19 protein-coding genes are annotated in these 26,390 nt (G+C 62.1%); 13 read left to right on the top strand and 6 right to left on the bottom strand.

Annotation, left to right across the window (positions count from 1 at the left end):
• Window positions 1–8: 8 nt before the first annotated feature.
• From PH603_RS06000 to PH603_RS06035, 8 genes are all read left to right on the top strand, one after another.
• Complete coding sequence (locus PH603_RS06000) at window positions 9–1,577, top strand: tetratricopeptide repeat-containing sulfotransferase family protein (RefSeq protein WP_289505104.1); 1,569 nt, start codon at window positions 9–11, stop codon at window positions 1,575–1,577.
• Complete coding sequence (locus PH603_RS06005) at window positions 1,574–3,178, top strand: serine hydrolase domain-containing protein (RefSeq protein WP_289505105.1); 1,605 nt, start codon at window positions 1,574–1,576, stop codon at window positions 3,176–3,178. Before PH603_RS06000 ends, PH603_RS06005 begins: the two co-directional genes overlap by 4 nt.
• A complete protein-coding gene (locus PH603_RS06010) occupies window positions 3,171–4,391 on the top strand; it encodes an MFS transporter (protein ID WP_289505106.1) in 1,221 nt (406 codons plus the stop codon). The genes PH603_RS06005 and PH603_RS06010 overlap by 8 nt, the downstream gene beginning before the upstream one ends.
• Window positions 4,388–5,239, top strand: coding sequence for a carbon-nitrogen hydrolase family protein (locus PH603_RS06015; protein WP_289505107.1), 852 nt, complete (start codon window positions 4,388–4,390; stop codon window positions 5,237–5,239). The genes PH603_RS06010 and PH603_RS06015 overlap by 4 nt, the downstream gene beginning before the upstream one ends.
• A gap of 343 nt (window positions 5,240–5,582) precedes the next feature.
• Entirely contained in the window at window positions 5,583–8,567 is a 2,985-nt protein-coding gene (locus PH603_RS06020; protein WP_289505108.1) for a TonB-dependent receptor, read from the top strand.
• 114 nt (window positions 8,568–8,681) lie between these two features.
• On the top strand, window positions 8,682–9,392 hold the full coding sequence (locus tag PH603_RS06025) for a SapC family protein (protein WP_289505110.1): 711 nt from the start codon (window positions 8,682–8,684) through the stop codon (window positions 9,390–9,392).
• A 7-nt stretch (window positions 9,393–9,399) separates the two neighbouring features.
• Entirely contained in the window at window positions 9,400–10,413 is a 1,014-nt protein-coding gene (locus PH603_RS06030; protein WP_289505111.1) for a cupin-like domain-containing protein, read from the top strand.
• Between the two features lie 27 nt (window positions 10,414–10,440).
• Window positions 10,441–11,937: a tryptophan halogenase family protein gene (locus PH603_RS06035; protein ID WP_289505112.1), complete on the top strand. Its 1,497-nt coding sequence runs from the start codon at window positions 10,441–10,443 to the stop codon at window positions 11,935–11,937.
• Between the two features lie 10 nt (window positions 11,938–11,947).
• On the opposite strand, the gene PH603_RS06040 is transcribed toward PH603_RS06035, so the two are convergent.
• Both PH603_RS06040 and PH603_RS06045 read right to left on the bottom strand, forming a co-directional pair.
• Window positions 11,948–12,739 carry a glycoside hydrolase family 16 protein gene (locus PH603_RS06040; protein ID WP_289505113.1) on the bottom strand — a complete coding sequence of 264 codons (792 nt, stop codon included), beginning with the start codon at window positions 12,737–12,739 and terminating at the stop codon, window positions 11,948–11,950.
• On the bottom strand, window positions 12,736–14,100 hold the full coding sequence (locus PH603_RS06045) for an MFS transporter (protein WP_289505115.1): 1,365 nt from the start codon (window positions 14,098–14,100) through the stop codon (window positions 12,736–12,738). The genes PH603_RS06040 and PH603_RS06045 overlap by 4 nt, the downstream gene beginning before the upstream one ends.
• Before the next feature lie 134 nt (window positions 14,101–14,234).
• On the opposite strand from PH603_RS06045, the gene PH603_RS06050 reads away from it, so the two are divergent.
• The 3 genes from PH603_RS06050 (at window position 14,235) to PH603_RS06060 (ending at window position 19,169) form a co-directional block, all read left to right on the top strand.
• Window positions 14,235–15,260: a LacI family DNA-binding transcriptional regulator gene (locus tag PH603_RS06050; protein WP_289505116.1), complete on the top strand. Its 1,026-nt coding sequence runs from the start codon at window positions 14,235–14,237 to the stop codon at window positions 15,258–15,260.
• A gap of 186 nt (window positions 15,261–15,446) precedes the next feature.
• A complete protein-coding gene (locus tag PH603_RS06055; RefSeq protein ID WP_289505117.1) occupies window positions 15,447–17,984 on the top strand; it encodes a glycoside hydrolase family 3 protein in 2,538 nt (845 codons plus the stop codon).
• A 162-nt stretch (window positions 17,985–18,146) separates the two neighbouring features.
• Entirely contained in the window at window positions 18,147–19,169 is a 1,023-nt protein-coding gene (locus tag PH603_RS06060; protein ID WP_289505118.1) for a LacI family DNA-binding transcriptional regulator, read from the top strand.
• Between the two features lie 6 nt (window positions 19,170–19,175).
• On the opposite strand, the gene PH603_RS06065 is transcribed toward PH603_RS06060, so the two are convergent.
• From PH603_RS06065 to PH603_RS06075, 3 genes are read right to left on the bottom strand one after another with little or no spacing between them, the layout of a single operon-like run.
• A complete protein-coding gene (locus tag PH603_RS06065) occupies window positions 19,176–20,144 on the bottom strand; it encodes a carbohydrate kinase family protein (RefSeq protein WP_289505120.1) in 969 nt (322 codons plus the stop codon).
• On the bottom strand, window positions 20,144–21,397 hold the full coding sequence (gene kynU, locus PH603_RS06070) for a kynureninase (protein ID WP_289505121.1): 1,254 nt from the start codon (window positions 21,395–21,397) through the stop codon (window positions 20,144–20,146). The genes PH603_RS06065 and kynU overlap by 1 nt, the downstream gene beginning before the upstream one ends.
• Before the next feature lie 37 nt (window positions 21,398–21,434).
• Complete coding sequence (locus PH603_RS06075) at window positions 21,435–22,517, bottom strand: dipeptide epimerase (protein ID WP_289505122.1); 1,083 nt, start codon at window positions 22,515–22,517, stop codon at window positions 21,435–21,437.
• A 152-nt stretch (window positions 22,518–22,669) separates the two neighbouring features.
• Between PH603_RS06075 and PH603_RS06080 the strand changes: the two genes are divergently transcribed.
• Together PH603_RS06080 and PH603_RS06085 are read left to right on the top strand one after the other, a co-directional pair.
• Window positions 22,670–24,079 (top strand): Na+/H+ antiporter NhaC family protein, encoded by a 1,410-nt coding sequence (locus PH603_RS06080; RefSeq protein WP_289505123.1) that lies wholly within the window; start codon window positions 22,670–22,672, stop codon window positions 24,077–24,079.
• Window positions 24,076–25,596, top strand: coding sequence for a serine hydrolase (locus PH603_RS06085; RefSeq protein WP_289505124.1), 1,521 nt, complete (start codon window positions 24,076–24,078; stop codon window positions 25,594–25,596). Before PH603_RS06080 ends, PH603_RS06085 begins: the two co-directional genes overlap by 4 nt.
• On the opposite strand, the gene PH603_RS06090 is transcribed toward PH603_RS06085, so the two are convergent.
• Window positions 25,593–26,390: a crotonase/enoyl-CoA hydratase family protein gene (locus PH603_RS06090; RefSeq protein WP_289505125.1), complete on the bottom strand. Its 798-nt coding sequence runs from the start codon at window positions 26,388–26,390 to the stop codon at window positions 25,593–25,595. The two genes, PH603_RS06085 and PH603_RS06090, sit on opposite strands and share 4 nt — an antisense overlap.

Here is a 26,390-nt window from a genome sequence, read left to right on the forward strand (position 1 = left end):
AGCCAGCCATGCATCCTGCCCTCAAACCCATCGACGACATGCTTCGCCGCCGCGATATCGCGGGGGCAGCAGCCGGGCTTGAGGCTTTCATGGCCCGCTCGCCCGATGTCGCCGAAGCGCACTTGATGGCAGGGCGACTTGCGCAGATGCAGGCCGATTTCACCCGCATGCGGGATGCGGCGGGGCAGGCCGAACGGCTTGCCCCCGGCCACCCTGTCGCCAGCCTGATGGGGATCGAGGCGCGCATTCATCTGGGCGAGATTGCCGAGGCCGCAGAGCGGCTGGCGCAGATGGAAGTGGCGGCAGCCACCAACCCTGTGATGCTGCAGCATATTGCCGAGTTTTACACGCAGGCCGGGCGGCACGCAGACGCGGACCGCGTTTACAAGGCCGCTCTTGCGATCACGCCCGATGACCCGCGCCTTCTGTTCAACGCCGCGACGGCAGCCTTGTCGCTCGGTCAGATTGACGCGGCAGAAGCGCTGCTGGACCGCGCAATTGCGATCAACCCCGCCGACGGCGACGCCTGGTACAATCGCGCCACGCTCCGCACCTGGACGCACGAGAATAATCATATCGCCGCCCTTGAGGGCTGGCTCAAAACCGGCCCTGTAAAATCGCTTCGGGCCGTGCCCATCCATTATGCCCTCGCCAAGCAATATGAAGATACCGGCGACCATGCCGCCGCCTTCCGGCATCTGCAGGCGGGTGGTGACCTGCGGGCGGCCCATATGCGCTATTCAGTGCAGGCGGATACGGATGCGATGGCACTGATCGCCGGCACCTTTGACGCCGATTTTGCGGCAGGTGTTCCGGCCATGAGTGATGAACCCGGCCCGGTTTTCGTCCTCGGCCTGCCGCGCACGGGCACCACGCTGGTGGAGCGGATGCTGGCGGCGCATGACGAGGTCGAAAGCCTCGGCGAGATCAATGATTTTGCCTATGCCCTGATGGCGGAGGCCGGTCCCGCCAAGGGCAAGGCGGACCTTATCGCCCGTACGCGCGACATGGATCATGCTTCACTCGGCGCCCGGTATTTGCGCACCAGTGCGGGCAGGGGCGCGGGCAAGGCCTACCGGATCGACAAGACGCCGTCGAATTTCCTGTATCTCGGCCTCATCGCCAAGGCGCTGCCGACCGCGCGGATCATCCATCTGCGCCGCCATCCGATGGACAGCTGTTTCGCGATTTATAAAACGCTCTTCCGCATGGGATATCCGTGGAGCTACCGGCTCGCCGATATTGCCGAATATTATGTGGCATACAGCCGCCTGATGGATCACTGGCGGGCGGTGCTGCCGGGCCGGTTCCTTGATGTGGACTATGAAGCCCTTGTCGCCGACCCGGAAGGCGAAAGCCGCCGCCTCAGCGCCCATCTTGGGCTTGATTGGTCGCCTGCGGTTCTCGATTTCCACCGGAGCGACGCGCCGTCGACAACGGCCAGTGCCGTGCAGGTGCGTCGCCCGGTTTACAAAAGCTCGGTCGGCAAGTGGCAGCATTATGCGCGCGAACTGGCGCCCTTGGCTGAGCGGCTGCAGGCGGCGGGTATCGATATCGGCGTAGGGGCCGTGGCATGATCCGCGCGCTCACCTTTGCCCTGATGCTAGCGGCCGCCCCTGCCTTCGCCAACCAGCCCGCCGTTCGTGCCCTGCCGATGGATATCATGGGGATGGCGGGCGAGGCGCCGGTCCCCGAAACGCCGGTGACTGGCACCTTGCGGCTTGGCGCTATCTCTGGCGGTGGCTTCCAGAAGATCGTCGATCTTGAAGGCTCCGCTGACAATCCGGTCCTCGCTGTGCGGGCCTTGCCGGACATGGAAATAGCGCTTGTCTCGGATGGTCACGACCTGATCCCGCTCAATCGGGGTATTCGCACGACTACGCATCCTTACTGGGATTATATCGTCGAGCCCGGCAAAACATGGATGACGGACGAGGGCGAAACCGTCCTGTCGTTGCCTTTTGCGCTGATCGAAAAGAATGCCAACTGCATCCATAACGGCGTGCTGATGGCATGGACGGGTAAGGATGGTGCGCCTGCGCGTGCGCGGGTGCAGATCGCCAGCGAGACCTGCCTCTATTTCAAGTTTAACCTTTGGGCTGAAGCAGACGCCGCGTGGCAACCGGAAGTGCTGAATGGTGATGCTGCCATCGCGCGCTGGCACGCCGAACGGGCGACGGCCCTGCCGGTGCAGCCGGCATCCGCGCTTGCGGGTATCGATCTCGCGCAACCGGATATCATCCTGCCCGGCGACATGACGGCCTATGGCGCGGTCGTTGACGGTGTGCATTACACCAGCGGTTGCAATACCCGCTTTGGTGCGTACCCTTATTGCGACGTGATGCCGGTGCCGAGCTATTCCTTCGCCAAGACGTTTGTCGGTGGCCTTGGCCTCATGCGCCTTGAGGCCTTCGTGCCCGACGCGCGGGAGCGGCTGGTGGTAGACCTCGTCCCCGAATGTTCGGCCTATGAAGGTGTCACGCTCGGCCATCTTCTGGATATGGCGACGGGTCATTACCGGTCCGAAAAGGCGGAAGCGGATGAGGCTGCCGCCGACTATCTGCCCTTCTTCCTTGCCGCAAGCGCCAGCGAGAAGACGGCCTTTGCCTGCGGCCATTTCCCGCGTCGTGCCGCACCCGGCACCCGGTTCAGCTACCATACGTCCGATACCTGGCTTCTGGGTGTCGCCATGCAGGCGCTGTGGCGGCAGTATACGGGTGAACCGGATGCCGATTTCTATGCAGACCTGATGGTGCCCCTCTGGCGCAAGCTCGGCCTCAGTGCGCTTGCTGAAACCACACGGCGGCTGGATGGCATCCCCTTCACCGGATACGGCCTTGTGCTGCACACGGGCGATATCGCCAAACTCGCGCATCTGATGGCCGCGGGCGACAAGCGCCTTGCCCCGGCCTTGTCCAAGGGCGCTGGGCTGCCGGCGGGAGACAAGTCCCTGCGCTACTCAAGCGGCTTCTGGCAGTGGGATGCAGGCAGTGCCTTTGGCTGCGGTCAGCAGGTGTGGCTGCCGTTCCTGTCGGGTTATGGCGGGCTCAGCGCCGTGCTGCTGCCGGACGGGGGCGCCTATTATTATATCAGCGACAGCGGCGTGCATCGCTTCGCGGGGCCGGTGAAGGCGCTGGCAACGAAAGCTGAAATCTGTGGGGGGACAAAGAATGAGTGACGGTGTAACCCTGACGGCGCAGCCTTCGCTGTTCGCCGGGCCGCGCGCCAACCCGGATGGCTTCTGGGCAGCGATCATGCTGGCGTTTCTCACCACCGCCGGGCTTTTCTATGTGAACATCATGCCCGCCATCGTCTCCGGCCTTGTGGACGGGATGGGGGCATCGCCCGACCGCGCCGGCTATGTCGGGGCGGCCAATATGTATGGCTCTGCCGTTGGCGCGCTTGCCGCCGTTTTCGCGGCCTCCCGCTTGCCGTGGCGCAAGGCGGCCTTTGTGGCGCTCGTGCTGCTTGTCGGGATCGACGGGATATCGGCCCTGCAAACCAGCGTGACGCCCCTGATCGCCATCCGGGCGTGCCACGGCCTTGTCGGCGGCTTCCTGATCGGTGTCGGCTTCACGGTGATCGCCCGCACGGCTTCGCCCGACCGCAGCTTCGGCATGCTGCTTGTTGTGCAATATGGGCTCGGGGGGCTTGGCTTGCGCTTCCTGCCGGGACTCGTGCAAACCGGCGGTACGGCGGTGCTTTTCGAAGCATTGACGGCGTTCAGCCTTGTCACCTTGGTCATGCTGCCCTTCCTCGCGCCCTATCCGCCGCGCCCGAAAGCGATTGAAGGCGAGGCCGCCGCACCCGGTGTGCCGAAGTTGCCGGCGTTCCTCGCCCTTCTTGCTGTCTTCCTCTTTCAGGGCGGCAATATGGCGGTGATGGCCTATGTGATCGAGCTTGGCCGTGCCAAGGGGTTGGAGCTCGGCTGGATCAGCAACGCGCTTTCCGAGGCCAACTGGATCGCTATCCTTGGGGCTGTCGCCGTCTATGCGGTCGGCGCGCGGTTCGGCCGCATGAAGCCATTGATGATCGGCCTTGCCGTCACGCTTGTCGGCATGGGGCTTTTCTACCGGTCGGATGTCGCCGCCTTCTTCTATGCAGCGAATGTGGTGACGGGCCTGACCTGGGCCTTCCTGATCCCCTATCTCCTTGGCCAGTGCGCGGCTTTTGATACGCACGGCCAGATGGCCGCGCTTTCCGGTTTCTTCTCCAAGATGGGGCTGGCATCCGGCCCCATGATCGCGGCGCTCGTCGTGGGCGGCAGCGCGCACTATGAACCCATCCTCCATCTTGCCATCGTCGCCCTTGTGCTGTGCGCGGTGGCGGCCTTCCTGCCTGCCCGGTTGCTCGACCGCGCGGCGGCCTCCAGACAGGGAACTGAATCATGAGCCATTTCGCCATCGCAGGCTTGCAGCTCGATCTGCCGATTGCCGGCAACCTCGATCTTGTGCTGAAAAAAATACGGGTTACTGCGCTGCGCTATCCCTGGGTGCAGATGGTGGTGCTGTCCGAGCTCGCGATTTGCGGGCCTGTCACCGGCACCGCGACTGCATTGCCGTCACCCACCGAAGACACGCTGGCCTCTCTCGCGAAAGAGCTTGGCCTCTGGATCGTCAGCGGGTCGCTTTATGAAATGCACGAGGGCAAGGTCTATAACACTGCAAGCGTGATCAATCCGGACGGCGAAGTCGTCACCCGGTATCGCAAGATGTACCCCTTCTATCCCTATGAGGCCGGTGTTGCTGAAGGGCAGGAGATTTGCGTCTTCGACGTGCCGGGGGTAGGGCGCTTCGGCCTCTCGATCTGTTATGACATGTGGTTCCCCGAAACGACACGGGCGATGGTCACCCAGGGCGCCGAGGTGATCCTGCACCCGACGCTGACAAGCACGGCAGACCGCGATGTGGAGCACGCCATGGCGCGCGCCGCTGCCGCACAAAACCAGTGCTATGTGATCGACATCAACGGGGCGGGCGAGCAGGCCTACGGCTGTTCGATGATCATCGGGCCTGAGGGTGATGTGATCCACGCCGCCCGCCGGGCTGAGGAAATCATCGCGGTGGAGATTGATCTCGGCCGGGTGCGGCGCACGCGGGAACGCGGCCTGATGGGGCTTGGCCAGCCGCTCAAGAGCTTCCGGGATGCCGGGCACCGCTTCCCGCAGGAGGGGATGGCCAACCGGACAGCCTATCTGGATAGCCTTGGGCCGCTGGAGATGCCGAAACGGGGTGGTTGATCCCCGCACTCTCTCGTATGACAGCGCTGCCGTAAGAAGGGCCGATGAGAATCGGCCCTTTTTCTTGCCATTTTGCCTGTTTTCGGCAGCGCGGCGATCATTGGACAGATCCGCATTGTGGCTGTTTACTGCGCCTGCGAAGGCATTTTGCGGTGCCATGCCTGTTGATTTCTGCGGCTTTTCAGCTTTTCTGGTGTTAAAGAAAAATTTACTGACAGCGCTGTCAGTAAAATGTGGACAATATATGACATAGCTGCTATCCAAAATAAGACAGCGCTGTCATCTGCTGGGGAGTAGAGGCAAGCCTGCGAGGGGAAACGCTGTTTTCTGGAGGAGGGAAAACGTGAAATCGAAAGCAATGAGACTCGGCTCGGTCGCGAGCACGATGTCGCTTATCCTTGCGGCCGTTTCGGCCGGTTCGGCCGTGGCACAAGATGCAGGGGCCGGCGAGACTGAATTTGAAGAAATCACCGTCACTGGTATCCGCGGCAGCCTTCAGCGTGCCATGGATATCAAGCGGAGCAACGCAGGTGTCGTCGATGCCATTTCGGCTGAAGACATGGGCAAGTTCCCTGATACCAACCTGGCTGAATCGCTGCAGCGTATTACCGGCGTGTCAATCGACCGTGTGAACGGCGAAGGCTCGAAGGTAACGGTTCGCGGTTTCGGCCCGGATTTTAACCTTGTCACCCTGAACGGTCGCCAGATGCCGGTTTCGACGCTCGAAGAAACAACGGCTTCGTCGTCGCGTTCGTTCGACTTCGCGAACCTTGCTTCTGAAGGCATCGCAGGCGTTGAAGTATTTAAAACCGGCCGCGCCTCGATCCCCACGGGCGGTATCGGTTCGACGATCAATATCAAGACGACCCGTCCGCTTGACGCACCCGGCATGAAGGCCTCGATTGGTGCAAAGGCGCTGGCCGACACGTCGGAAATTGACGGTACGTCCTACAATCCGGAATTCTCGGGCATCTACAGCAACACATTCGCTGAAGACAAGTTTGGCGTCGCCGTTTCGGGTAGCTATCAGAAGCGCGAAAGCGGTTATGCCCAGGCAAGCACGCCGAGTGGCTGGCGCGGTGCCTATCTCGGTTCCGAGAACAACTGGGGCACACTGCCGCAGATTCCGGATGGAGGCACTGAAGAAGACATCAATGTCATCAACCGTCCGGGCCCGAACGATGTTTATGGCGTCCAGCAGAGCCTTGGCTATGTGTTCACGTCGATCGATCGTGAGCGCATCAACGGCCAGGCCACCATGCAGTTCCGCCCGGTGGATACCTTCACCGCAACGGTTGACTACACCTATTCGAAGCACAAGGTGAAAACCAACCGTAACGACGTTTCGGTCTGGTTCAACTTTGGCGATACATCGAGCGAATGGACCGATGGTCCGGTCGCAGGCCCGGTTCGCTACTCCGAATATTTCGCTGGCTCCAAAGACGTTTCGATGGGCGGCGGCAAGTTCGAAGTGAACACCGAGATGAACTCGATCGGCCTCAATCTCGATTGGCAGGCAACCGACCGCCTGCACCTCGAGCTTGATGTGCACGATTCGAGCTCGCTGTCGGACTCCGGTAGCCCCTATGGCACCAGCGCCGTAGTTAGTACTGCGGCCTTCCTCAGCGACTTCACCCAGTCGATCGACTACAGCCGCGACTTCCCGGTCCTGTCACTGGACGGCGTCTCGGGTGTAAGCCCTGCTGGACTGCTGACGACGGGTTCGAGCTTCCGCAACAGCCTGATGCGGACGGATATCAAACAGGCCCAGTTCAACGGCAGCTATGATTTCGATACCGATTTCATCAAGAGCGTCGATTTCGGCGCAAGCTACACCGAGAACAAGGTCCGTTCGGCCTTCTCGAATGCCCAGCGCGACACTTGGGGTGGCGTGGGTACGGCTGCGGATATCCCGGACGATATCTTCGTGCTGCAAACCATCTCTGACAAGTTTAGCCAGGTGGAAGGCCATGATGATCCGGCCCTCTTCAACGAGTTCTATTCGTTCGACTTCGACCGTATGGTTGGCCTGATTGACAGTCTCTATGATGCTTGCGGCGGCGACGGCGTCTGTATCGCAGACGACTTCACCACCGACCGCCGGACCGAGGAAAAGAGCTGGGCAGGTTATGTTCAGGTCAATTCCGAGTTCGATATCGTTGATCGTCCGGCTCGCCTTGTTGCCGGCATGCGCTACGAGAAAACCGACGTAGACAGCCGCGCACTCGTGCCGATTGCTGTGGGCACCCAGTGGGTGGCCAACAACGAGTTTGGCGTGATCTTCTCGGATGATCAGGATTTCACCGAACTCACCGGTTCGTATGAACACTGGCTGCCGTCGATCGACTTCGATGTCGAATTCTACGACAATATGGTGTTCCGTGCGTCCTACAGCGAGACCTTCACGCGCCCCGGCTACAACCATATCCAGGGTGGCCAGACGGTGAACCAGATCTTCCGTGTTGACGGTGGTGACGGCAGCCAGGGTGATCCGGGTCTTCTGCCCTTCTCGTCGAAGAATATCGATCTGTCGACCGAATGGTACTATGACGACGCGAGCTACTTCTCGGTTGGCTTCTTCCACAAGAAAGTCAGCAACTTCATCGCTTCGTCTGAAATTCAGGCTACGCCGTTCGATCTCGTCACGCCTTATGGCGGCAAGCGCTACAACGACGCCGTTGCAGCCCTTGGCGGCTCGACCGACCTGACTGCAATCCGCAACTGGATTTTCGCCAATGCTGATCCGAGCACGGTTGAAATCCTCGGGACGGACTCGTCGGGCAATACCATCGGCAATATCTTTGGTGTACCGGGTGAAGACCCGACCCTCACCTTCGATATCACTGTGCCGATCAACGAACGCAGCGCCAAGCTGCATGGTTGGGAATTCGCCCTGCAGCATACGTTCGGCGATACTGGCTTCGGCGCGATCCTGAACTATACCATCGTCCGCGGCGATGTTGATTTCGACATCACCCAACCCGCGAGCGTGGCGCAGTTCGCCCTTGTCGGTCTGTCCGATAGTGCCAACATCATCGGCTTCTACGACAAGAACGGTCTGCAGGTTCGTGTTGCCTATAACTGGCGCGACAAGTTCCTGAACTCGACGAGTTCGGCCGCCGGCCCGAACAACCCGCTCTTCACCGAGGCTTACGGGCAGTTCGACGTCAGCATGAGCTACGATGTCACCGAAGCTCTCACGGTCTTTGCCGAAGCTATCAACCTGACCAACAGCTACAACCGTGTGCATGGCCGCCATGTCAACGAGGTCAACTATCTGACCCAGACCGGCCCGCGCTACGCGATTGGTGCTCGCTACAAGTTCTGACGCTCAGGCGTTGGAGCACGTCACTAGGTAATGAGAAGGCCGTTGGAAACAGCGGCCTTCTTGTTCTAAGCTGACCCCGGTGCCGGCAAGCACCAAGCGACAAGAAGGACAGGTATGACCCGCCACGCGCTTCTCAATAACGGGGATCACCAGAACCTCCGTATCAACAACCGCCGCGCCGCTGACCTTGGCGACGGTGTGATGTATGTGCCCACTTTCCCGTTCGAATTTCGCGCCGTTCAGGCGCACTATCCGATCCTGTTTCATCAGGATGCGTCCACCGGTCGCTACCATGCGCTTGCCATGTTCGGGTTCGAGCGCGGCGAAAACCTGTTCCTGACAGACGCCGGCTGGGATGCCCATTATGTGCCGCTCGCCATCCAGCGCCAGCCCTTCCTGATCGGGCAGGACGGCCGGGGTGGTCAGGTTGTTCATATCGACCTTGATAGCCCGCGGGTGAGTGGAACGGAGGGTGAGCCGCTCTTTCAGGCGAACGGCGCCAGTACGCCGTATCTGGAGCATGTCGCCGCCGTCCTTGATGCCATGCACAGGGGGGGCGAGGAAGCTGCGGCCTTCACGGAAACGCTGGCTACACTTGGCCTTCTGGAAAGCCTCGCGCTCGATGTCGAACTCGCCGACGGCAGCAAGAACCGCCTGATGGGCTTTCATGTGATCAATGAAGAAAAGCTGATGGCGCTTGATGGCGCCACGCTTGTCGATCTCAATGCCCGTGGCTATCTCGCGGCAATCTATATGGTGCTCGCCTCACTTTCGCACATCCGTGATCTGATCGTGCGCAAGAATGCACGGCTCGGAGGCCAGTGACAGGCCCATGCGTGCCGCACCGAAAGCGATCAGGGAAATCACGGGCGTCCGGTCGGATGCCTTGCCGCTGGATATCCTGACCGGCAATGAACCCATCGTGTTCAAGGGGCTGGTTGCCAATTGGCCGCTCGTGAAGGCGGGCCGCGCCTCGGTGGCGGCGGCGCGGGACTATCTGAAAAGCTTCCACAACGGCGCCTCCGTTGCGGTCACGCTGGCGGCACCCGAGGAAGGCGGTCGGGTTTTCTATAACGACGACCTTTCCGGCCCGAATTTCGAGCAGCATATGGCGCGGCTCGATATCGTGCTCGACAAGATGGTCGCCGATATGGGCAACGCGCAAGCGCCGCTTGCCTATGTGGGCTCCACGACGATTGATGCCTGCCTGCCGGGCATGAGGGGTGAAAACGATATCGACCTCGGCGCCCGCGATGCGCTTGCCAGCATCTGGATCGGCGGCAAGTCGCGCATCCCGGCGCACTATGACCTGCCGGACAATGTGGCCTGCGTGGCCGTGGGCCGCCGCCGTTTCACGCTTTTCCCGCCCGAGCAGTTGCCGAACCTTTATGTCGGCCCGCTGGATGTCACTCCTGCGGGGCAGTCGGTAAGCGTGGTGGATATCACGAACCCCGACCTTGAGCGTTTCCCGCGCTTTGCAGAAGCCTGGGGTGCGGCGCAGGTGGCGGAGATGGAGCCGGGTGACGCGCTCTTCATCCCGTCCATGTGGTGGCATCATGTGGAAAGCCTTGATGGCTTCAACGTGCTTATCAATTACTGGTGGCGCCAGTCGCCCGCGCACATGGGGCCGCCGGTGAACGTGCTTTTCCACGCACTGATGGCGATCCGCGACCTGCCGCCGGCGCAGAAGGCGGTGTGGAAGGGCATCTTTGACCATTATGTTTTCGATCAGCCGGAAGGCAGCCTAGACCATATCCCGGAGGGGAGCCGGGGGGTGCTTGGGGCCATGGATGAAAGGAATGCGCAGCGTATCCGCGCTTTCCTCCAGAAGCGGCTGAGCCGGTAACAGGTTTTGAGAGGAAGAGGGATTCTCGTGGAACAGGCAGAAGGAAAAGTCCGGCGCGTTGTCATTGCCGGGGGCGGCACCGCCGGCTGGATGGCGGCGGCCATCATGTCCAAGGTGCTGGGCAAGGCGCTTGAAATCCGCCTGATCGAATCCGAGGAAATCGGCACAGTCGGCGTGGGCGAGGCGACGATCCCGACGCTTCTGACCTATAACCGACTTGCGCGGATTGACGAGCGCGAGTTCATGGCGGCCACCAAGGGCACCTTCAAACTTGGCATCGAGTTCGTGAACTGGCGCCAAAAGAACCACAGCTATATCCACTCTTTCGGCATCACCGGCAAGGATCACTGGACAGCCGGTTTCCAGCATTTCTGGCGGCGCGGCCTGCAGGAGGGGCAGGCGTCCGACTTCGGGGACTATTGCCTTGAGCTGAAAGCGGCCCTTGAAAACAAGTTCGCGCACCTGCCGGACCTCGGCCTGAACTATGCCTATCACCTTGATTCCAGCCTTTACGCCAAGTTCCTGCGCAAGATGGCGGAAGAATACGGCGTGGAGCGGATCGAGGGCAAGATTGTCTCGGTGCAGCAGGACGGTGAGACCGGCTTTGTGTCGTCTGTCACCATGATGTCGGGGCAGGTGGTGGAAGGTGATCTTTTCATCGATTGCTCGGGCTTCCGGGGCCTCCTCATCGAGCAGACCCTGCACACCGGCTATGACGACTGGACCCACTGGCTGCCGTGCGATAGCGCCGTGGCGGTGCAGACCGAAGCGGTCGAGGACCCGATCCCCTATACCCGTTCAACGGCCCACGATTCCGGCTGGCAGTGGCGTATCCCGCTGCAGCACCGGGTGGGTAACGGGCTCGTCTTCTGCAGCCGGTACCAAAGCGATGACGACGCCATCCGCCTGCTGATGGACAATGTGCAGGGCAAGGCCTTGGTCGAGCCGCGCGTGCTGAAGTTTCGCACCGGCACGCGGCGCAAGCACTGGAACCGCAACGTGGTGGCGCTGGGCCTCGCCAGCGGCTTTATCGAACCCCTGGAATCGACCAGCATCCATCTTATCCAGCGTGGCATCCTGCGCCTGATGCAGATGTTCCCCAATCAGGGTATCCGGCAGGAAGATGTGGACGAGTTCAACAAGCAGACCCGCGAGGAAACCGAAGGCATCCGCGACTTCATCATCCTGCACTATCATGTGACCGACCGGCGCGACACGCCCTTCTGGCGCCAGTGTGCCTCGATGGATATCCCGGAAACGCTGGCGCATCGCATCCGCCTGTTCCGCGAAACCGGACGGGTTTTCCGGAAGGCGGACGAGTTGTTTGCCGAAAACAGCTGGATCCAGGTGATGCTGGGGCAGGGTATCCTGCCCGAACGCTATCACCCGGTGGTCGACGTGATGGAGAAGAAGGAACTCGGCGAGTTCCTTGATATGGTGAAGATGAATGTGGCGAAGACGGTGGCAAGCCTGCCGAGCCACCAGCAATATATCCGCCAATATTGCCCCTCGAAAATGGACTGAGGCCGGCGCCTCAGTCTTTCTTCTGCCAGACACGTACCCAGTCGATCTCGTAACGAACCGGGAACGCCGTATCGTCCACACCTTGTGATCCGCCCCAGTCACCGCCGACGGCGAGATTGAGGATCAGGTGGAAGGGGTGGTCGAGCGGCCATTCGGGGTGACCGTCGCTGTCGGCTTTGGTCACGCTGTAATATTCGCGGCCGTCGATATACCAGCGGATGTCGGTTTCGGTCCATTCCGCCGAATATTCGTGGAAGTCTTCGGTCGCATATTCCACCACCATATTGCCGCCCTTCTGGGTGCCGATCCGGTGGTTATAGGCTTCGGTATGGATGGTGCCATGCACCCGGCCTTCGTCGTATCCCACATGCTCCATCAGGTCGATCTCGCCGGACTTGGGCCACGGGCCGTAAGACGCCTTGTCCGGCATCATCCAGAAGGCCGGCCAGGTGCCGCGCCCCTTCGGCAGTTTGGCGCGCATGGTGAAGCGGCCGTAGGTCCAGCCTTCGCGGTTCTGCGTGGTGATCTTGGCAGAGGTGAAATCCTTGCCTGCACCCTTCGCTTCGATGACCAGCACACCGTTTTCGATACGCAGGTTCTCAGACGCTTTGGTGTAGGTTTGCAGTTCGTTATTGCCGAAATAGCAATTCTGGGGGCAGCCATTGCCTTCGATGATGCGCCAGTCGCCCGTATTCAGTGCCGCACCGTCAAACTCGTCCGCCCAGACAAGCTGCCAGCTGTCGTCAGCCATGACAGGTGAGGAGGCGAGGAGGGTGGCAAGGCAAAGTGCGGTGCGGTTCATGATTTCATTTCCCTGAGCTTGGCGACAATCGCCGCGTGCGACTGTGCGGTAACCGGATAGAAAAGGATGACAAGGGCCGAGCCCAGAAGGGCTGTAGCCGGAATGAGCGTGAAGATATTGCGGATGCCGTCGGCGGTGGTCGATGCCACGTCTGCGCCCGCCTGATAGCCGATCATGTCCAGCAGGATGCCGGCCACGAAGGCGGATAGGCCGATGGTCACCTTCTGGAAGCTTGAGGCCATGCCGATCAGGAAGGATTCGATCTTTATGCCGGTCAGATACTGGCCGTATTCGATCGTGTCGGGGAGGGCGCTCCAGAAAAGCACCGCAAAGCTCGATAGCCCGATCACGATGACGATGACAGCACCATATGCCGCCATGATCGACCCGCTGCGGTCGAAATAGAGCATCATCAGGCCGGCAGCGCCCGTCAGGCAGCCGAGGATCCAGGCGAAACGCTTGCCGATCTTCAGCGCCACCAGCGCCCAAAGCGGGATGGTAATCAAGGGTGCCGCCCCCATGATGATGATCGCATTGTTGCCGGCCGTGCGGTTGCCAAGTGTGCTTTCGAAGAAATAGAGCATCGTCTGCCCGACGATGGAATTGGCGACAGTCACGAGCATGATGCCGCCGATCACCAGCATGAAGGGCCGGTTGCGCATCATGGCGGAAAGGCTTTCACCAAGGCCCGGCATCTCCTCGTCTGCCGGTTCCGGCTCTTCGTGGGTGTCGGTCAGCGCGAAGCAGGCGACAAGCACGATCACGGCCAGCACGCCAGCCGCGATGCCCATATGGCTGAAGGCCACAGCGTCGGGGTGTTCGGTCTGCAGATGCTTGGCGATGAAGCTGATGCTGACCCCACCCAGAAACCCGAAATACATGCGGATGCCGGCCAGCCGGGTGCGGCCATCGAAGTTTTGCGTGATGCGGGCGCCGAGCGTGGAATAGGGGATCGATACGATGGTGTAGGTGGTGCGAAACAGCAGGAGCACGATCAGCGTGTAAACAATCGTCATCCATTCTTCGGGAAAGCGGACGGGTGTGAACATCAGCGCAAACATGATGGCCAGCGGCACACAGCCGAACAGCAGATAGGGCCGGTAAGGCCCGAAACGGCTGCGGGTGCGCTCGGCAATGAAGCCCATGATGGGGTCGGTGACGGCGTCCCATATCGAGGCGATCAGGAAAAGCGTGCCAACGACGGTGCCCGAAAGGCCCACCACATTGGTTTCGAAAAAGAAGAGGAAGAAGCCGACACCCTGCCAGAAAAGATTGAGCGCATAGTCGCCAAGGCCAAAGCCGATAAAGGGTTTGAGCGGCGTCGCGCGGGCGTCGTTATCTGTCTGCAGTTGATCTGCCATACTGCCTTTTCCGGACCTCTTGCTGACAGCGCTATCATGTGAGCGTGACAGCAGCAACTTTCTTGTGATATGAGGCACTTGAGACCATGCGCTGTTCCGGCGGGTCTGTCCAGCTTCAGTGCCCGGGGGAACTGGTGGCCATCGCGAAATCGAAAACCGCAACCATGAGCGACGTGGCCCGGCTTGCCGGCGTCTCGATGAAGACCGTTTCACGCGTTTTCAACAACGAGAAATATGTCGCCAAGGACAAGAAGGACAAGGTCCTCGCTGTCGCGACCGAGCTCAACTATCACCCGTCGCTGCAGGCGCGGGGGCTGGCGGGCAGCAAAACCTATATCGTCGGTTTCTTCGTGGACGTGCCAAGCGGCGACTATATCAGCAAGGTGCTGCGCGGCCTTCTGTCGCGCGCGGAGGAAGCCGGCTGCCATCTGGTGGTTGAGGTACTCAAAGACCGCGGCGACGAAGTGAAGCTGAAGCAGGTTTTAAGCTCGATCCGCTTTGACGGCGTCGTCCTGTCGCCGCCGATCTGCGATGACGTGGTGGTGCTGAATGCCCTGCGCGCCATCGGCGTGCCTGCGGCCCGTATCGCGCCGGGTATTCCGGCCAAGGATATGTCCGAAGTCCATATCGACGATTATCAGGCTGCCTTCGACATGACCGAATTCCTGATCGGCAAGGGGCATCGCCGCATCGGCTTCATCAAGGGCAACCCGAACCACTCCTGTTCGCTGGACCGCGAGCGGGGCTATGTCCGTGCCATGCAAAGCCACGGGATCGAGGTCAGGAACGAGCTGGTGGTGCCCGGCATGTTCTCCTTCGCGAGCGGGAAGGAAGCCGCCGAGATACTGCTGTCGCGCACCGAAAAGCCGACCGCCATTTTCGCCTGTAACGACGAAATGGCGGCAGGCGTGCTGGCGGTCGCGCGCGAGAAGGGGCTGGCGGTGCCGGCGGACCTTTCGATTGTCGGTTTCGATGATGACGCCATCGCCACCATCGTGTCACCCGCCCTCACCACCATGCGCCAGCCGGTCGAGGCCATGGCCGCCGCGGCCTTCGACCTGATGATGCAAAGTGCGGATGACGAAAGCACCGCCGGTACGCGGGTCGAGCATGCCTATGTGCTGTGCGACCGGGAATCCGTGGCCGATCTCACCCAATAGTCCGGTTTTCTGCCCCTCAGGGTGGTGCCTGTCAGAAATATGACAGCGCTATCATGTTATTCATGGACAAAATCGCCATTTTTTGGCATTTGAATAAGACATCGCTGTCATATGCGATTCCCGGGCGGGCGGAATGGGGCCGCGCGATCCGGCAAGTTCAGACTTTCGGGGATTGGGGAGACCAGTATGTCCGCCTACCAGACCTTTGGCCGCACGGCCAAGGCCTTTGCCATTTCCGCCTTGATGATGAGCGTGGCGCCTGCGCCGCTGCTGGCTGCCGATGAAGGCGCTGCCAGCTGGCCGGTTGTCGCGTCTGCCGTGAAGGCCGATGCTGCCATCGAAGCGCGGGTGAGCGAAATCCTCGCCAAGATGAGTGTCGAGGAAAAGGTCGGGCAGGTGATGCAGGCCGAAATCCAGTTCGTGACGCCGGACGATATCCGCAAATATCATCTGGGCTCTGTCCTCAATGGCGGCGGCTCGCTGCCGAACAGGAACAAGCATGCGACACCCGGCGAGTGGCTGGCGCTTGCGGATTCCTTCTATGAGGCCTCTGTCGATACGGCAGATGGCGGTGTGGCTGTCCCGATCATCTGGGGATCGGATGCCGTGCACGGCCATAACAATGTGATCGGCGCCACGCTGTTCCCGCACAATATCGGCCTTGGCGCGATGCATGATCCGGCCCTGATCCGCAAGATCGGCGAAGTGACAGCGCGTGAAGTGCGCGCCACAGGCATCGACTGGACCTTCGCGCCGACCGTGGCGGTTGCTCGCAACGATCGCTGGGGCCGCACGTATGAAAGCTATTCTGAAGACCCGGCATTGGTGAAATCCTATGCCCGCGAAATGGTGCTTGGCCTGCAGGGCGAGCCCGGTACACCCGATTTCCTGAATGGCAACCATGTGATTGCCACCGCCAAACACTTCCTGGCGGACGGTGGCACCACGGCGGGGGACGATCAGGGCAATGCTGAAATGCCGGAGAAGGCCCTCCGCGATATCCACGCGCCCGGCTATTTCTCGGCGCTTGAGGCTGGCGCGCAAAGCGTGATGGCGAGCTTCTCGTCATGGAACGGCACCAAGATGCACGGCAACCCGTATCTCCTCTCCGATGTGCTGAAGGATCGCATGGGCTTTGACGGCTTCATCGTCGGGGATTGGAACGGTCATGGTCAGGTGCCGGGTTGCACCAACGTGTCGTGTGCGGCTTCAATCAATGCGGGGCTTGATCTTTTCATGGTGCCCGAGGACTGGAAAGGCCTTTACGAGCATACACTGACGCAGGTGAAGGCTGGCGATATCCCGATGCAGCGGCTGGATGATGCGGTTGCCCGCATGCTGCGCGTCAAGCTGCGCGCCGGGCTCTTCGATGGGGGCAAGCCCTCGACCCGCGGCGTTGCCGGGCGTGACGATGTGATCGGTTCGCCCGAACACCGCGCTGTAGCGCGGCAGGCTGTACGCCAGAGCCTTGTTCTCCTGAAAAATGCTGGCGGTGTGCTGCCGATCAAGCCGTCGGCCCGTATTCTTGTCACCGGCGACGGGGCCGACAATATCGGCAAGCAAAGCGGCGGCTGGACGATCAGCTGGCAGGGCACCGGCAATGTGAACAGTGATTTCCCGGGTGCTACCTCCATCTATGGCGGTATTGCTGACGCTGTGAAGGCTGCTGGCGGTATCGCCACACTTTCGGAAGACGGCTTCTACAAGGAAAAGCCCGATGTAGCCGTTGTGGTGTTCGGTGAAGAACCCTATGCCGAAGGGCAGGGCGACCGCGACACGCTCGAGTTCGAGCCCGGCAACAAGCGCGCCCTCGCCACGCTCAAGAAACTGAAGGCCGAGGGCATCCCGGTCGTATCCGTCTTCCTTTCCGGTCGTCCGATGTGGGTAAACCCGGAAATCAATGCGTCCGACGCCTTTGTCGCGGCCTGGCTGCCGGGCAGCGAGGGCGGCGGTTTGGCCGATGTGCTGGTTGCTGACGCACAGGGCAAGCCGCGTCATGATTTCACCGGCCGCCTTTCCTTCTCGTGGCCGAAAACGCCGATGCAGGACACGCTGAACAAGGGCCAGAAGGGTTATGACCCGCAGTTCGCGCTCGGCTATGGCCTCGACTATAAAGCCAAGGGCAAAGGTCCGGGCAAACTGGCCGAGGATGTGGAAGGCGTGAAAGCGCCGGGCATGGACGATATCCCGCTTTATGTGGGCCGTCCGCTCGCCCCGTGGCTTGTCTTCATCACCGACGATACCGCCGGCCAGCAGCTGAGCGGCGCCTATGCGGCGCTGCGCACCGGCACGGCGCGCGCCAATGTGGTCGACAAGAATGTGCAGGGCGACGCGCTGCTCGTCGAGTGGCTGACCGGCGACCGCGCGGCCCTCGCGCTGCGCGACGGACCGGTGCTTGACTGGTCCGGCTATTACACCGCCGGCGCCACGCTGACGTTCGAGCTGAAAACCGACAAGCTTGATGCCATGGCCGTTGGCTTCGGCTGCGGGGCGGATTGCGGCGGTGACGTTTCGCTCGCCAAAGTGCCGGATGTTGGCGCAGCGGATGCTGCCGGCTGGCGCAAGGTCAGCGTGCCGCTTGTCTGCCTTGCAGACAGCGCCGAAAACTTCAGCCATGTGACCGAACCCTTCCGTCTGTCCGCGACAGGCGTGATGAAGGCAACCGTTGCGAACATCACCATTGATCTCACCGAAGAGGGTGTGAAGGCCTGTCCCTTCCCTTGAGGCCTTCACGCTCCGGTGCCAAACGGGGAGGCTGCAACGGTTGCGGCCTCCCCGTTCCCTTTTTGGGCGGTCTTTTCGGGGGATAAGGGACTGGGGATGCTTGACACATTCCCTGAAAGCGTTTTCATATGACGGGCGAGTTTTCAGCCCCAAGGATACGGAATGGCACCGAAGTCGAAGCCGACAATCATTGATGTCGCCCGCGTGGCCGGTGTTTCCGTCACCACCGTCAGCCGCGTGCTGAATGGCGGCAAATATGTCAGCCCCGACAAACTCGCCGCCGTGCAGGAAGCCTTCGACAAGCTTGATTACCAGCCGAACCTGCACGCCCGCAGCCTTGCCGGTGAGCGCGCCTATCTGATCGGCCTGCTGTTCGATGACCCGCGCGGGGATTACTTGTCCGGCATGCAACGCGGCACGCTCCTCGCCGGCCAGAAGGCGGATTATCATGTGCTGGTGGAGCTTTTGGGGCGTACCGGCACACTTGCCCAGATGAAGCGACTGATCAGCCGGGTGCGGCTGTCGGGCGTGATCCTCACCCCGCCGGTGTGCGATCATACCTCGCTTCTCAACACATTGGTGCGGCACCATATTCCCGCGGTGCGCATTTCGCCGAGCAGTGATTTTCCCGGCATCCCATCGGTGAAGATCGATGACTATGCGGCGGCAACCGAAATGACCCGCCACCTGATCACGCTTGGTCACCGCAAGATCGGTTTCATCATCGGGGACCCCGAGCATGCCGACGCGCGCGAGCGCCAGCGCGCCTTCAATGATGCGCTGGCCAAGGCCGGTCTTGAAGCCAAGCCCGAATGGGTGGCGGAAGGCGGCTATCAGTTCTCGGGCGGCCTGACGGCGGCCCGCAAGATCCTGTCGCAGCCGGACAGGCCGACGGCCATTTTTGCCTCGAACGATGATATGGCGGCAGCGGTGATTGCCGTGGCCGATGAAATGGGCCTGCGGGTCCCGGCTGACCTGTCGGTCTCGGGCTTTGACGATACCTCGCTCGCCTCCGCCGTTTCACCCGCGCTTACCACCATCCGCCAGCCCGTGGAGCAGATGGCCATGAAGGCGGTTGAAATCCTCCTTGAGCGGATATCGGGCGAGAAGCCGGAAACCGAAACGCCGGTGATGATGGGCACGAAATTCGTGCGGCGTGGCTCCACCGGCCCGGCGCCGCAATAGGCTGCCTCAGTCAAACGGCCAGGCGGCCACATTCGTAAAGCACGGCATCGCTGGAAAGGCACCCTGCCGGGTGACCGCATGGGCACCGCAAGCCGCGGCAAAGGTCGTGATGCCCTGCAGCGTTTCCCGGTCCTCCGGCAGATGGCCGAGACGCGACAGCGCATATAGAAGCCCGCCGCAGAAGGCATCGCCCGCACCGGTCGTATCGACAGCTGCCACTTCGGGGCAGGGCACTTCAAAATCATGCGTCCGGCTTTTCACCCTTGCAGGCGCCGCGCCATCGGTGATGAAGACAAGCGACACGCCTGAAGACAGAAGGCTGTCCAGATAGGCGTCCGCTGACCCTTCCGCGAGAAATTCAAGCTCTTCCCGCGCCAGCTTCACGATATCGGCGCTGCGGGCGAAGGTGTCGACGCACGCACGATCAACCTTGCCATCCAGCCACAGGGCGGGGCGGAGGTTGGCGTCGAAACTGACAAGCGCGCCTGCCGCCTTCGCGCGGGCGACGGCATGGGCGCTAACGTCCGCAATCGCGACATCTGTCAGCATGTTGCTGCAATGATGGAAGAAAGCCGATTGGGCAGGCCAAAGCCTGTCGATATCGCTCGCGGTGATGGCCAAATCGGCGCTGCCGTCCCGGCGGAAGCTGAAGCTGCGCTCGCCACTGGCATCAAGTGATACGAAAGCAAGGCTGGTCGGCGCCGCCGCGTGCCGGGCGAGCGGGCTGGTATCAACGCCGTAACGGGCAAGCGCGTCCGCAAGGAAATCCCCGAACATATCGGTCCCCACTTGCCCCAGAAAAGCAGCCCGTCCGCCAAGGCGTGCCACGGCAACCGCCACATTGGCCGGGGCTCCGCCGGGATAGGGGGTGAAGGGGGCAAGGCTGCCGTCAGCGTTTCGCCCGCCCAGAAAATCGATCAGGCACTCGCCGTAACAGACGACTGCTTTGCCATCCGTGTCGGCAAGGGCAGCCATCAGGTGACGGCATCCTGTGCCCGGAAGCGGGCCTCGCGCCAGAGGCCGCTATCAAGGATATAGGCGAGCGTCTCGATGGCGTCCCACACATCGGTGTAGCGTGTGTAAAGCGGCGTGAAGCCGAAGCGCATGATATCGGGTGCCCGGAAATCGCCGATCACACCGCGTTCGATCAGTGCCTTGATGACCGGATAGCCGCCATCTGCAAAGGAAAGCGCCACCTGGCTGCCGCGCGCGTCCGCGTCGCGCGGGGTGGCGACCGTGACACCGAAACGGGCGAGGCGTTCGTCGGCGAGGTCGATGAAAAGCCCGGTCAGCGCCTGCGATTTTTTTCGGATAGCCGCCATGTCGGTTTTCAGGAAAACATCAAGCCCAGCTTCCACAAGGGCAAGGCTGGTGATCGGCTGGGTGCCGGTCAGGAATTTGGTGAGCGCGGGGGCAGGCGCATAGTCGCGCGTGAAATCGAACGGCGCCTTGTGGCTCCACCAGCCGGTCAGCGGCTGGCGGGCAGCTTCCTGATGGCGCTTGGCCACAAACAGGAAGGCCGGGGCACCGGGGCCGCCATTCAGATACTTATAGCCGCACCCGACCGCGAAATCGGCCTTGGCACCGTTCAGGTCCACCGGCAGCGCACCGGCGCTGTGGCACAGGTCCCAGATGGCAATCGCACCGGCCTTGTGGGCCTTTTCGGTGATGGCGGCCATGTCCAAAAGGTGGCCGGTTTTATAATGCACATGGGTAAGGCAGACCGCAGCGACCGTGTCGTCGATCGCGTCCATGATCTCGTCTTTCTCGGCGAAGCGGATTTCGTGGCCGCGCCCCAGAAAATCGACAAGGCCCTGCGCCATATAATTGTCGGTCGGGAAGTTGCTGCCTTCCATCACGATCACCCGACGCTCGGGGCGCAGGGCAAGGGCGGCGGCCAGCACCTTGAACAGGTTGACGCCGGTCGCATCCGTCACCAGCACTTCATCGTCGCCCGCACCGACAAGCGGGGCAAGCTTGTTGCCAAGCCGCCGGGGCAGTTCGTACCAGCCGGCGGTGTTCCAGCTTTTGATCAGGTCGGTCGCCCATTCCTGCCGGATCAGCCGCTCGGCCCGTGCCATCGCGGCCTTCGGGGCGGCGCCAAGCGAATTGCCATCAAGATAGATCACGCCTTCCGGCAGGTCGAATTCGTCGCGCAAGGGTGCCAGCGGATCGGCGGCATCCATGGCGGCAAGGGCATCGCGGGTGAGATTTCTGGTGTCGGTCATGCTGTTTTCGTCCCAAGGCTTGCGGCTTTGTCGCGCCTCAGTCGAGCCACGTCAAGCTCGCGACGGAGCTGATGCCAAGCCCCGGCGTTTCGTTGAGCCTGATGGACGGTCCCTCAAACCGGCTGCCGCCTTTGGCAGGGTCGTGGGTGCAAAGGGCGGGTCCGTCCAGATCGATCCGCGTGATCACGTCGCTTGCGGCGGCAGCCAGATGTGCGGCGGCGGCGGCGCTGATCGAGGATTCCATCATTGCCCCCATCATGCAGCTGGCACCGAAGGAGCGGACGGTATCGACAATCGCCAGCGCGCCCCGGATGCCACCGGCTTTCATCAGCTTGATATTGACGATATCGGCGGCCCCCATATCAAGCACGCGGCGGGCCTCGGTGGCGTTGAAGGCGCTTTCGTCCGCAAGCACCGGCACATGCGTGCGTTTCTTGACGAAGAGAAGCCCGTCAAGGTCTGCCGCCGGCACCGGCTGTTCGATCAGGTCAAGCTCGATCCCTGCGGTTTCGATGGCGTCCAGGAGCCGGACGGTTTCTTCCGCCGTCCAGCCCTGATTGGCATCAAGCCGGATGGCGGCACGGTCACCGGCTGCGGCATGCACGGCTTTCACGCGGGCGAGGTCCAGGTCCGCGTCGCGGCCGACCTTCACCTTCAGCATGCCGAAGCCTGCCTTGATGGCCGCGCGCGTATCCGCTTCCATCTTCTCCACACTATCAAGGCTGATGGTGATATCGGTCTCGATGCTCAGTGGGCCACCGCCCAGGAAGGCTGCAAGGTGCTTGCCCGCCGCCCGCGCCTGCAGGTCAAAAAGCGCGATTTCGGTCGCGGCCAGTGCGCTCGTATTGCCCGGCGGCAGGGCGCTGAAATCAGGCGGCTCGTCAACCGGACGGCCGACAAGGCCGGGCAGCAAATGGGTGCGCAGGGCCCGAAGGATGCTCTCGTGCGTTTCGCCGGTAATGGCCGCTGTCGGTGGCGCCTCGCCCCAGCCGCAGATGCCCGCGTCGGTTTCAAGCTTCAAGACGATATCTTCAACGGTATCGACACTGCGGAGCGCGGTCTTGAAGGGCGTGACGAGCGGAACCTTCAGGAGGCCAAGCCTGTAACCCGTAATCCGCATACCCGCTGATACTCCTGAAGTGATATTTCCGCCACCATTGCATGCCCCGGCGCGGGCGTAAATATTTTGTGCGGTGGGCGGCACCTGCCTTGCACCTCAGGCATTTGTCCGGCACCTTGGGCGGCCTGATCGACTGCTATTCCGGGGGAAGTATGGAAGGCTGGCTCACCGTTCTACCGCCATTATTGGTTCTGGCACTGGTATTGTGGAAGAAGGAGGTCCTTTCGGCGTTGCTGGTGGGTCTCTTTGTGTCGGAACTGCTGCTTCTGGTGTCGGGGGGCGCTGGTGGTCCGGTGGCGTCGGTGGGATTGGGGGCCTTGGCCACCATCGACCGGATCGTCGCCGTGGTGGCGGACGCCGATAATGCCCGGGTGCTGGTGTTCGCCCTCCTCATCGGGTCGCTCCTCGCCTTCATGTACCGCTCCGGCGGGGTGGCTGCGGTGATCGACCGGGTGGTCGGCATGGGGCTCGTGAAGTCCCGCCGGCAGGCGCTGGGGCTGACCGCGGTGACCGGCACGGTCATCTTTGTCGAATCCAACCTCAGCGTCCTGGCCTCGGGGCTCCTGTCGCGCGGGCTTTATGACCGCTACGGCCTCAGCCGGGCCCATCTCGCCTATATCGTCGACAGTACTTCGGCCCCCATCTGTATCCTCATTCTCCTGAATGGCTGGGGCGCCTTCGTGCTGGCGCTTCTGGGCGGTTATGACCTCGGGGTCAGTTCGGCCTCGGTCCTCTGGGGCAGCGTGCCCTTCAACTTCTATGCCCTCATCACCCTCGCCATCATCGTCTATTCGGTGGCAAGCGGGCGCTTCCATGGCCCCCTTGGCCGGGTGAAGGCCTCGGAAGGCCGCATCGGTCCCGACGCCCATGAGGCAACGGACGGCGGCCATGAATATGCCCCGACCCGCTCCCGCTTCATGATCCTGCCGCTGCTCGCCATGATCTTCGGGATGGTCGGCTTCATGCTCTGGACCGGGAACGGGAGCATCGCGGCGGGTAGCGGCTCACGCTCGATCCTTTATGCCACCGTGCTCGGCTGCCTTGTTGCCTATCTCCTTCTGGTCATCGACCGGCGCTTCGGTCACAAGGAACTGGTGGAGATCGGCCTCAAGGGCATGAATGACCTGATGCCGGTCGTTCTGATCCTCCTGATGTCGATCGCCTTCGGGGCCAGCCTCAAGGCGCTCGGCACCGGGGCCTTCATCGCCGGGATCGTCAGCGACGGCATGACGCCCATCCTGATCGCCCCGGCGCTCTTCATTGCGGGCGCGCTGATGTCCTTCTTCACCGGCACCTCGTGGGGCACCTTCGCGATCCTCGTGCCCATCGCCATGCCGATCGTGCAGACGCTCGGCCTGCCGCCTGCCTTCATCCTCTCGGCTGTTCTGGGCGGCGGGGTGTTCGGCGACCATTGCTCGCCGATCTCGGACACCACCATCGTCTCGTCGCTCGCCTCCGGCTGCGACCATCTCGAGCATGTCCGTACCCAGATCCCCTATGCCCTCACCGCAGCAGCCATCACCATCGTCGCGTACATCATCGCAGGGGCGGTGGTGCTGTGATCCTTTGGCGGTCAGCCCGGCTCGTCGCCCTTGCCGCTTGCCTCAGCCTGCCGGCAGTTGCCGGTGTGCCGGATGAAGCTGCGCTTGACGCGCTGGTGCCGAAGGCGCTCACCGCGTTCGATGTGCCGGGCATGGCCATAGCCGTCGTCAAGGACGGCGAGATACAGCTGATGAAGGGATACGGCCTGCGCGATGTTGCCGCCGGGCTGCCCGTGGATAGCCGCACCTATTTCCGGCTGGGGTCGACGACCAAGGCCTTCACGACAGCCGCACTTTCGCTGCTTGTCTCCGAAGGCAAGCTTGGCTGGAACGACAGGCTTGTCACCCACCTGCCGGCGTTCCGGCTGCATGATCCGGCGGTGACCGATATGTTCACCGTGAAAGACATGCTGACCCACCGGTCCGGCCTGCCGGCGAGTGCAGGGGACTTCATGCTGTGGCCGATGCCATCGGGCTTCAGCCGCGCCGAGGTGATCGCGAACCTGCATCGCTTTGCCCCGGTTGCGCCTTTCCGCGCCAAATATGCCTACAATAATGCCTTCTATGTGGTGGCGGGGGAGCTGGTCGCGGCGTTATCCGGCATGCCATACGAGGATTTTGTCGAGGCGCGGCTGATGAAGCCGCTCGGGATCGACTGTTACGCGGGCGAGGTGCCGAAAGCGGCCCTCGCCGACGCGGCAGAGCCCTATGTGCCCTATCAGGGCAAGCCCCTTCGGGTTGATCGCAACCGGCTCGGCACCGGTACACTTGTCATGGCAGCGGCGGGTGGTGTCGCCTGCAACGCCGAAGGCATGGCGCGCTGGATGACGGCTCTTCTGGATGGTGGTGCGGGTGTGATCGCGCCTGAACGGGTCGCTGAAATGTGGGCGGGCGTGACCCCGATGCCGGTTTCGGCGCGGGACAAGGAACGCGACGGCACCAGTGCGCGCAGTTATGCGCTCGGCTGGCGGGTGGCTGATGTGAAAGGGCATCAGACCGTGTCGCACACCGGCGCCCTTCTCGGCACTCAGTCGCAGGTGATGCTGGTGCCGGAAATCGGCCTTGGCATCACGCTCCTGAGCAACGGGACAAACAGCGGGCCGCAGTCCGCCGTGATGCAGGCGCTGTTGATGCAGTATCTGGCGCCCGAAGAGGCGGACAGGGACTGGATCGCCGCCTTCGCCCGCAAGCCCTTCACCCCGCCTCCGATGCCGGAAACCATGCCGCTCGCAGCACCTGAAGAAGCCTATATCGGAACCTACGCAGATGAATGGTACGGTAGCGTAATGATATCTCGCCGGGAAGATGGCAGCCTTGGTTTTGAAATGGCCCGCATGGCGGCCTTCAAGGGCAAGATGCGGCCCATCGCTGCCGATGAAACCCTGATCAAGTGGGATGACCCGACGGCGGACGCTGACTTTATCGCGAAGTTCGACATGGTGGGCGATAAGATCACCGGCTTCCGGCTGATCTATACCGCCGGCAGCAAGGGATCGGTCACCGATCTTGATGCGATGTATTTCCACCGGCTCGACTAGCCCTGGTCCGTGCCGTCACCAAACCTGCCGTGACGCCCGGCGCCGCCCGCAAAACGCTGCGCGCCGGAATGGGCTTCTGCTGCAAGAACAGGATATCCGCCTTTGCCCTCAGCCGTGAGGGCATCCCGGAAGCCAAGGTCCCATTGGCCGAGCGCCGAGGCGCGGTCGGCGCGCATGCACATCTCCGGGAAGGCGGCGATTTCCTTGGCGAGTGCGATGGCGGCGATGAGCGCCGTGCCATCCGCCACCACACGGTTGGCAAGGCCAAAAGTGAGAGCTTCATCCGCCTTCACCGGGCGTCCGGTGAGGATCATATCGAGCGCGCGCCCTTGGCCGACGATGCGCGGCAGGCGTACGGTGCCGCCGTCAATCAGTGGCACACCCCAGCGACGGCAGAAAACACCGAAGACAGCACTTTCCTCAGCAATGCGCAGATCGGCGAGGAGCGCGAGTTCCAGCCCGCCCGCCACGGCATAGCCGGCTATTGCTGCAATCAGGGGCTTTGAAAGTTCCATCCGGCTTGGCCCCATCGGGCCGGGACCGGTGCCGGTAGGTTCCACTTCGTTGCCGCGCTCGGGGTCGCCCACGCTTGCGAGATCGGCGCCCGCACAGAAATTGCCGCCGGCACCGGTGAGGACCGCGACCTTCAGGCTGTCGTCGGCCTCGAACGTCTCGAACGCGGCGCGCAGGGCATTCGCGGTGGGGCGGTCCACGGCGTTGCGTTTTTCCGGCCGGTTGATGGTGACGATGAAGATCGGGCCATCGCGTTCGGTCAGGACAAGCGCATCTTCCAT

This window comes from Gimibacter soli, assembly GCF_028463845.1.
GTDB classification, from domain to species: domain Bacteria; phylum Pseudomonadota; class Alphaproteobacteria; order Sphingomonadales; family Kordiimonadaceae; genus Gimibacter; species Gimibacter soli.